At 59.2% G+C, this 8,460-nt stretch carries 8 protein-coding genes; 3 read left to right on the top strand and 5 right to left on the bottom strand.

Features of this window, described 5'->3' with window-relative positions; genetic code table 11:
- The coding region (gene ppk1, locus A3754_RS20970; protein WP_063521225.1) for a polyphosphate kinase 1 at nucleotides 1-2,043 on the top strand (2,043 nt) is incomplete at its 5' end.
- A gap of 83 nt (nucleotides 2,044-2,126) precedes the next feature.
- Here ppk1 and ppx read toward each other — a convergent pair.
- Complete coding sequence (ppx, locus tag A3754_RS20965; protein WP_063521224.1) at nucleotides 2,127-3,617, bottom strand: exopolyphosphatase; 1,491 nt, start codon at nucleotides 3,615-3,617, stop codon at nucleotides 2,127-2,129.
- 187 nt (nucleotides 3,618-3,804) lie between these two features.
- Between ppx and trxA the strand changes: the two genes are divergently transcribed.
- Together trxA and rho are read left to right on the top strand one after the other, a co-directional pair.
- Nucleotides 3,805-4,131: a thioredoxin TrxA gene (trxA, locus tag A3754_RS20960; protein WP_062817138.1), complete on the top strand. Its 327-nt coding sequence runs from the start codon at nucleotides 3,805-3,807 to the stop codon at nucleotides 4,129-4,131.
- Nucleotides 4,132-4,416: 285 nt separating this feature from the next.
- Complete coding sequence (gene rho / locus A3754_RS20955; protein WP_063521223.1) at nucleotides 4,417-5,676, top strand: transcription termination factor Rho; 1,260 nt, start codon at nucleotides 4,417-4,419, stop codon at nucleotides 5,674-5,676.
- Between the two features lie 118 nt (nucleotides 5,677-5,794).
- On the opposite strand, the gene A3754_RS20950 is transcribed toward rho, so the two are convergent.
- The 4 genes from A3754_RS20950 to A3754_RS20935 all read right to left on the bottom strand — a co-directional run.
- Entirely contained in the window at nucleotides 5,795-6,304 is a 510-nt protein-coding gene (locus A3754_RS20950) for a dihydrofolate reductase (RefSeq protein WP_082872533.1), read from the bottom strand.
- Between the two features lie 83 nt (nucleotides 6,305-6,387).
- Nucleotides 6,388-7,221 (bottom strand): thymidylate synthase, encoded by an 834-nt coding sequence (locus tag A3754_RS20945; protein ID WP_063521222.1) that lies wholly within the window; start codon nucleotides 7,219-7,221, stop codon nucleotides 6,388-6,390.
- Complete coding sequence (gene lgt, locus A3754_RS20940) at nucleotides 7,218-8,015, bottom strand: prolipoprotein diacylglyceryl transferase (RefSeq protein ID WP_063521221.1); 798 nt, start codon at nucleotides 8,013-8,015, stop codon at nucleotides 7,218-7,220. Before lgt ends, A3754_RS20945 begins: the two co-directional genes overlap by 4 nt.
- Before the next feature lie 6 nt (nucleotides 8,016-8,021).
- Nucleotides 8,022-8,460, bottom strand: a 439-nt coding sequence (locus A3754_RS20935; protein WP_156497127.1) for a sulfite exporter TauE/SafE family protein, incomplete at its 5' end; no start/stop codon positions are given.

Here is an 8,460-nt window from a genome sequence, read left to right as displayed (position 1 = left end):
AACCCGGATTACTACCTGAACCGGGAGCTCAGCCTGCTGCAGTTCAACCTGCGCGTCCTTGAGCAGGCCATGGACGAGAATCATCCCTTGATGGAGCGGCTGAATTTCCTGCTGATTTTTTCCAGCAACATGGACGAGTTCTTCGAAATTCGCGTGGCTGGCCTGAAGAACAAACTGGAAACCCATACCGGCCAGCCCGGCCCCGATGGCATGCTGCCCGATGAGCTTCTGAAAGCGATCAGTGCCATTACCCACGAAGCCGTGGATCGCCAGTACCGCATCCTCAACGACGTCTTGCTCCCCGCCCTGCGTGAAGAAGGGGTGGATTTTCTTCGCCGCGAAGACTGGACCGAAGCCCAGGCTGAATGGGTCAAAAAATATTTTCGTGAGCAGATTTACCCGGTGCTCACGCCCATCGCACTGGACCCGTCACACCCGTTCCCGCGCCTGATCAACAAGAGCCTGAATTTCATTGTGCCCCTGGACGGCAAGGATGCCTTCGGGCGCTCCACGGGCCTGGCCATTGTGCCCGCCCCTCGCTCCCTGCCCCGCCTGATTCGTATTCCCGATGACATCAGCGAGGGTGGCGACGACAACTTCGTGTTCCTGTCGTCCATGATCCATGCCCACGTATCCGACCTGTTCCCGGGCATGAAGGCCACCGGCTGCTACCAGTTCCGGGTAACCCGCAACGCCGATATGGAAGTGGACGAAGAAGTCGAAGACTTGGCCAGCGCCCTGAAAGGCCAGCTGTTATCTCGTCGTTACGGGGATGAAGTGCGCCTGGAAGTGGCCGACAACTGCCCGCGCCACCTGATGCATTATCTGCTGGAACAGTTCGAACTCACCGAGGAAGACCTGTACGAAGTGAACGGCCCGGTAAACCTGGCGCGCATGTTTACCAGCGTGAATCGCCCGCGCCTGCACTACCCGCCCTTTACCCCCAAGCTGGCGCCGGCGGTGAAAAAAAATGAAACCATTTTTGACGCCATCGACCAGGGTGACATCCTGCTGCACCACCCCTACGAATCGTTCCAGCCGGTCATCAACCTGCTGGCCGAAGCCGCGCGGGATCCGAAGGTGCTGGCCATCAAGCAGACCCTGTACCGCACCGGCACCAAGTCGGAAATCCTAGACCACCTGGAAACGGCCGCACGCAATGGCAAGGAAGTCACCGCCATCGTGGAGCTGCGCGCTCGCTTCGATGAAGAGTCCAACATCGAAGGCGCTCGCCGCCTGCAGGAAGCCGGCGCCATCGTGGTGTACGGCGTGGTGGGCTACAAGACCCACGCAAAAATGCTGCTGGTGGTGCGCCGTGACGGTGATGGCATCAAACGTTATGTGCACTTGGGGACGGGTAATTACCACACCAAGACCACCAAGCTGTACACCGATTACGGCCTGATGACCTGTGAAAAAAGCATGGGCCAGGACGTGCACAAGATCTTTCAGGAACTGACCGGCATGGGCAAGGCGGCACGGCTCAAGCAGCTGAAGCATTCGCCGTTCACCTTGCACCCTTCTGTTATCGAGTGGATCGAGTTTGAAACGGAACAGGCACTGGCCGGCAAACCGGCGCGCATTATTGCCAAGTTCAACTCACTGACCGAAGAAAACATCATGCAGGCCCTGTATCGGGCCAGCCAGGCGGGCGTAGAAATTGATCTGATCGTACGCGGCATCTGCTGCCTGAAACCCGGCATCCCCGGATTGTCGGAAAACATCCGCGTACGCTCCATTATCGGCCGCTTTCTGGAGCACACCCGCATCTACCATTTCCACCATGGCGGTGACGACCTGGTGTATTGCTCCAGTGCCGACTGGATGGACCGCAACCTGTTCAACCGGGTGGAAACCTGTTTCCCGGTGAATGATCCGGCACTCAAGGCACAGATTCTGGAACAGGGCCTGCATATCTATCTGCGCGACAACACCCGCGCCTGGGAACTGCAATCCGATGGCAGTTACCAGCGGGCGCAACCACAAGACGGGGAAGAGCGTTTTATTGCTCAACAGGACCTGCTGGATACGCTGGGAGGGTAAGACGACTTCTAGCGTCTAGCGTCTAGCTTTCAAGAGGGTGCCCCGCCCGAAGCGGGACCCCCTCTTGAATAGCTGTTTTATTCTCACGCCAATACAAGCTGGTAGCCTGCCGCCTGGAAGTAGTCGTGTTCCTGCTCCAGGTCCGCCTGGGTGAGCGGGTGCTCCTCCAGCCAACCCGACGGGAAAGTGATGGCAAGCCGTTCATCACGAGCTTGTAAACGAATCTCCGGGACATCTTCATCGCTGCGTGCATGGTGCAAACGCACCGCCAAACGCAACACAAGACACAACCGCAACAATCCGGTCTGCTCATCGTCCGGCAATTCCGCCAGCGCCGCCAACGGCACCTTGCGACGGTGACCACGCACCATCAGCGCCACCATCTGCTGTTCCTGACGGGAAAAACCCGGCAGGTCGGAATTGGTCACCAGATAAGCGCCATGCTTGTGGAACTGACTGTGCGACACCGCCAGCCCGACCTCGTGGAGCAGCCCTCCCCAGCGCAGCGTGTCGGCCGCCTCATTACCTTCAATCTGCCAATCACTGGCCACCTGCCCATACAGCGCCTGCGCCGTGGCGCAGACCCGTTCGGCCTGGCTGCTTTCCACATGGTGACGGTTCATCAGCGCCTGAATACTGCGGTCACGCACATCCTCGTGGCCGAAACGCCCCAGCAGGTCATACAGCAACCCTTCCCGCAGCGCGCCACTGGAGACATCCATCTGCTGGATGTCCAGCTGCTCGAAAATGCCGTACAGAATGGCCAGCCCGGAAGCGAAAATCGGCTGGCGGTCTTCACGCAAGCCTTTCAGATCCAGCTTGTCCACGGCACCCGCCTTGATCACCCGCTTACGGGCTTTTTTCATGCCCTCCATGGTGATACCGAATTCCGACCAACCGTTGTCCACACAGACCTGACTGATCGCCTTGATCGTGCCGGAGGCGCCCACCGCCTGCTGCCAGCCCAGGCGCCGGTAATTGGCATGAATCGACAGCACCTCCTGGCGTGCCGCCGTCACCGCCCGGTCAAAGGCTTTTTCGGTGATCTCGCCATTGGGGAAAAAGCGCTGGGCAAAGCTGACACAGCCCATATGCAGCGATTCGGTTTCCGTGGATTCAAATCGCTCCCCGATGATCAGCTCGGTGGAGCCGCCCCCGATATCCACCACCAGCCGCTGCCCCGCGTCGTCCGCCAGGGTGTGGGCGACCCCCAGATAAATCAGGCGCGCTTCCTCACGGCCAGCCACCACTTCGATATCGTGACCCAAAACCGCTTCGGCGCGGCGGATAAACTCGCGGGCATTGCGAGCCTGGCGCAGGGTATTGGTCCCCACCACCCGCACGCTACCGCGGGGAATCCCCGCAATGCGCTGGGCAAACCGGCCCAGGCACTCCAGCGCCCGCTCCTGGGTATCCGCGTCCAGCCGGTTTTCCCGGTCCAGACCCGCCCCCAGTTGCACCTTTTCAGACAGCCCGTCGAGGATCTGTACTTCCCCCTGCGCCTGGCGGGCTACCACCATATGAAAACTGTTCGACCCCAAATCAATGGCCGCCAGATGTTCGCCATGCTCCATAGTCACTCCTTCCTTTGGGCCGATTCTATCCAAAAATCATGGCGTTACGATGTCATAGGCAGCAACTACAGCGATAATTAACTGCCTCGCTTGAAATTCATCACCCGCAACCTGATATTATTCCCCATCGCAGAGGCCTGTTGGCAACCGTCCTGGGTCTCTGAAACCTTTATATCAGGAGAATTCAATGAGCGGCGAGATTATCAACGTGACCGACGCGGACTTCGAAGCCCAGGTCATCAACGCAGACGGCCCCGTGCTGGTCGATTACTGGGCTCCGTGGTGTGGCCCCTGCAAAATGGTCGCGCCGATCCTTGAGCAACTGGCCGGCGAGTACGGTGACAAGCTGACCATTGCCAAAATCAACATTGATGACAACCCGGAAACGCCCAAGAAGTACGGTGTGCGTGGCATCCCCACCCTGACCGTATTCAAGAACGGCAACGTGGAAGCCACCAAAGTGGGCGCTCTGTCCAAGAGCCAGCTGACCGCATTCCTGGACAGCACCCTCTAAGAAAGCCGACACGCCCCAACCCTCCCCCTCAGGGGAGGGTTTTCCTGCTTGCAGCGTGTTACATGTTGCGTGTTGCATGCGGGTCCCCACAGTGATAGATTCCAGAACCAGCTTTAATAAAGCACCCCCTTTAGTTAGTCCTCGGAACCTCTGGTTACCTATTTTCCTTATGGCCCTCTTTTGGCTTGTCGGGCCAGATTCCGAATAAACCGGATTATCAAAACAACTGCAGCACCGCGGTGGTGCATCCTCTCAATTCATCCAAAGACACCAAATTAGACGCCAATGAATCTTTCTGAACTGAAGCAGAAGCCGATTGGAGAACTTCTGGACATTGCCAAGGAACTCGGCCTCGAGAACCTGGCAAGAACCCGCAAGCAAGACGTTATCTTTTCCATCCTCAAGCGCGCCGCCAAAAATGGCTCCGACATTTACGGCGATGGCGTGCTGGAAATTCTGCAGGATGGTTTCGGTTTCCTTCGTTCCGCTGAAGGCTCTTACCTGGCCGGCCCGGACGACATCTACGTCTCTCCCAGCCAGATCCGTCGCTTCAACCTGCGTACCGGTGACACTATCGCCGGGAAAATCCGGCCCCCCAAGGATGGCGAGCGCTACTTCGCCATGCTCAAGGTCAACGAAATCAACTTTGACCGCCCGGAAAACGCCAAGAACAAGATCCTGTTTGAAAACCTGACGCCGCTGTTCCCCACCGAGCGTCTGGTCATGGAGATCGGTAACGGCTCCACCGAAGACATCACCACCCGGGTGATTGATCTGGTCGCTCCCATCGGCAAAGGCCAGCGCGGCCTGATCGTGGCCCCGCCGAAAGCCGGTAAGACCATGCTGCTGCAGAACATCGCCCAGTCCATCGCCCGCAACAATCCCGAAACCCACATGATCGTGCTGCTGATCGACGAGCGCCCGGAAGAGGTGACCGAGATGTCCCGTACCGTGCGCGGCGAAGTGGTCGCCTCCACCTTCGACGAGCCGCCGGCCCGCCACGTGCAAGTGGCCGAGATGGTGATCGAGAAAGCCAAGCGACTGGTCGAGCACAAGCAGGACGTGGTCATCCTGCTGGACTCCATCACCCGTCTGGCGCGCGCCTACAACACCGTGCAGCCCAGCTCCGGCAAGGTACTCACCGGTGGTGTGGACGCCCACGCCCTGGAAAAACCCAAGCGTTTCTTCGGTGCCGCGCGGAACATCGAGGAAGGCGGCAGCCTGACCATCCTCGCCACCGCCCTGGTCGACACCGGCTCCAAGATGGACGAAGTGATCTACGAGGAATTCAAGGGCACCGGCAACATGGAACTGCATCTGGACCGCAAGGTAGCAGAGAAGCGCGTATTCCCGGCCATGAATATCCGCAAATCCGGCACCCGTCGTGAAGAGCGCCTGGTGAGTGAAGACGAGCTGCAAAAGATGTGGATTCTGCGCAAGGTCCTGCACCCCATGGACGAGATCGGCGCCATGGAATTCCTCATCGACCGCATGAAGCAGACCAAGACCAACCTGGAATTCTTCGATTCCATGAAGCGCAAGTAAGCAAGAGACGCTTCACGCTGCCTGCTTCAGGCAACACGCAAAAACCCCGCTTCGGCGGGGTTTTGTCGTTTGAGAGTGGGAGAACCCTGGTGAAGGTCGCTTCGCAGCAAGCGCGCCGCTATTTTCGCTCGTAGACCACGAAGGAATAATCGTAAGGGTTTGGCCCTTGCGCGGCGAAATCTTCGCGGCCGATTTCTTGCCACTCGGAGGCCTCGTATTCAGGGAAAAATGTATCCCCGTCTACCTCGGCATGCACTTCTGTGAGGTAGAGTCGCTGGGTCTGCGGTAACGCCAATGCATAGATTTCGGCCCCCCCCATGATCACCGCTTCTTCCTGCCCTTCGATGAATGCCACATTCTCCGCCATGGTGATGGCGTCCTCCACGGTGGCCACCACCTTGGCGCCCTCGGCCTGATAATCCGGCTGGCGGGTAATCACGATATTGGTGCGCCCGGGCAGCGGCCCCTTTAGTGACTCCCAGGTCTTGCGGCCCATGATCACCGGCTTGCCGAACGTAACCTGCTTGAAGTACTTGAGGTCATTGGGCAAATACCAGGGCAGCTTGTTATCCCGGCCGATGACATTATTGCTGGCCTTGGCGACCATCATGGAAAGACGAATGGGCATGAAAAAACCTACGCTAGAGGCCGGGCGCCTGACGCCGGACAAAGACTCTCTCGCATCGTGCGTCCGGCTTCGGGCATCAGGCGTTAGATTGCCACCGGCGCCTTGATGTGCGCGGCGGGTTCGTAATTGCTGACGGTGAAATCGTCAAAGGTGAACGCGAACAGATCCTTCACCGCCGGATTCAGCGTCATTGTCGGCAGCGGGCCGGGCGTGCGGGCCAGCTGGGTGTCGGCCTGCTCCAGATGATTGGAGTACAGGTGCGCATCGCCCAGGGTATGCACGAAATCGCCCGGCTGCAGATCACACACCTGCGCCATCATCAGCGTCAGCAGGGCATAGGAGGCAATATTGAACGGCACCCCCAGAAAGATATCGCCGCTGCGCTGATACAGCTGACAGCTGAGCTTGCCGTCGGCCACATAGAACTGAAACAGGCAGTGGCACGGCGGCAGCGCCTGCTTGCCCGCCGCCGCATTGGCATCCGGCGAGATGGACGGGTCCGGCAATACCGCCGGGTTCCAGGCGCTGACCACCAGGCGCCGGGAGTCCGGGTTGCGCTTGATTTCCTCCAGCACCTCGCCGATCTGGTCAATCACCCCGCCGTCCGGGGTTTTCCAGCTACGCCACTGCTCACCATACACCGGGCCCAGCTCGCCCTCAGGGGTCGCCCAGCCATCCCAGATGGATACCCCATTTTCTTTCAGGTAACGGATATTGGTGTCACCGGACAGGAACCACAGCAGCTCATGAATAATCGAGCGCAGGTGCAGCTTCTTGGTGGTGAGCATGGGAAAACCCTGGCTCAGGTCGTAGCGCATCTGATAGCCAAACACCGCATAGGTACCGGTACCGGTACGGTCTTCCTTGTAGGTGCCGTTCTCGCGGACGTGACGAAGCAGATCAAGATATTGCTTCATGACTTCACTCCTCGCTCATCGTTTCGATACGCCCAAACCAGCATGGCAATACCGAGAATAATCATCGGAATGCTCAGCAACATGCCCATAGTCAACCAGCCGCCAGCCAGATAACCAATGTGGGCGTCCGGCTCCCGGAAGAATTCCACAAAGGTGCGCGCGCAGCCATAACCGATACCGAACAGGGCGGTCACCGCCCCCGCCGGGCGAGGCTTGGCCGAATACACCCACAACACCAGAAACAGCACCACACCCTCCAGCAGCATTTCGTAAAGCTGGGAAGGATGCCGCGCAATCTGCAGCGGATCAGTGGGGAACACCATGGCCCAGGGGGCATCACTGGCGCGGCCCCACAGCTCGGCATTCATGAAATTGCCAAAGCGCCCTGTGGCCAGCCCGATGGGCACCATGGGCACCATGAAGTCCGCCACCTGAAAATACCGTTTGCCGGTTTTGCGGGCGAACAGCCAGAAGGCCACCAGCACCCCGATGGCGCCACCATGAAAACTCATGCCCCCGGTCCACACCGCAAACAGCCACAGCGGGTCGGCCAGGAACTTGTCGAAATTATAGAAGAACACGTAGCCCAGCCGGCCACCGACGATCACGCCCATGGCACCGTAAAACACCAGATCGCCCACCTGATCCCTGGTCCAGCCGGACCCCGGTTGCTTCGCCCGGTACATGCCCAGCAACCAGGCGGCGGCGAAGCCGAACATATACATCAGGCCGTACCAATGCACTTTCAGGGGGCCGATGGCGAATGCCACCGGATCGATCTGCGGGAATTCCATAGGTTGTTATCCAAAAGCCAGTTTGAGGCCAAGCACAAAAAGCACCAGAGCGAAGACCTTCTTCAAGGTGGCGGACGGCAGCCGGTGGCTGAGCCGCGCACTCAGGCGCGCAAACGGGAAGCTGGTGAGCACTATACCGGCTGTGGCGGGCAAAAACACATAGCCCAGGGCGCCATCGGGCAGGTGCTGCTCATTCCAGCCAGCCACCGCAAACCCCAGCGTGCCGGCAATGGCAATGGGCAGCCCGCAGGCGGAGGAAATAGCCACCGCCTCCTGCATTTTCAATCGACACCAACTCAGAAACGGCACCGTCAACGAGCCGCCGCCGATACCGAAAATGGCGGAACCGGTCCCAATCAGTAACCCGGCCAGGCCCAGCCCCGGCGCCCCGGGCACCCGTTGCGGCAGGCTTTCATCCACCGTTTTACGCCCCACCAGCAACATC

The sequence above is a fragment of the Alcanivorax sp. HI0083 genome (assembly GCF_001635175.1).
Note: the sequence above shows the minus strand (reverse complement) of the source record. Positions and strands in the feature narration are given on the sequence as shown.

Excerpts from the sequence above, each read along its gene's own strand:
- ppx (WP_063521224.1), bottom strand. The coding sequence starts at position 3,617 with ATGGAGCATGGCGAACATCTGGCGGCCATTGATTTGGGGTCGAACAGT.
- trxA (WP_062817138.1), top strand. The coding sequence starts at position 3,805 with ATGAGCGGCGAGATTATCAACGTGACCGACGCGGACTTCGAAGCCCAG.
- rho (WP_063521223.1), top strand. The coding sequence starts at position 4,417 with ATGAATCTTTCTGAACTGAAGCAGAAGCCGATTGGAGAACTTCTGGAC.
- A3754_RS20950 (WP_082872533.1), bottom strand. The coding sequence starts at position 6,304 with ATGCCCATTCGTCTTTCCATGATGGTCGCCAAGGCCAGCAATAATGTC.
- A3754_RS20945 (WP_063521222.1), bottom strand. The coding sequence starts at position 7,221 with ATGAAGCAATATCTTGATCTGCTTCGTCACGTCCGCGAGAACGGCACC.
- lgt (WP_063521221.1), bottom strand. The coding sequence starts at position 8,015 with ATGGAATTCCCGCAGATCGATCCGGTGGCATTCGCCATCGGCCCCCTG.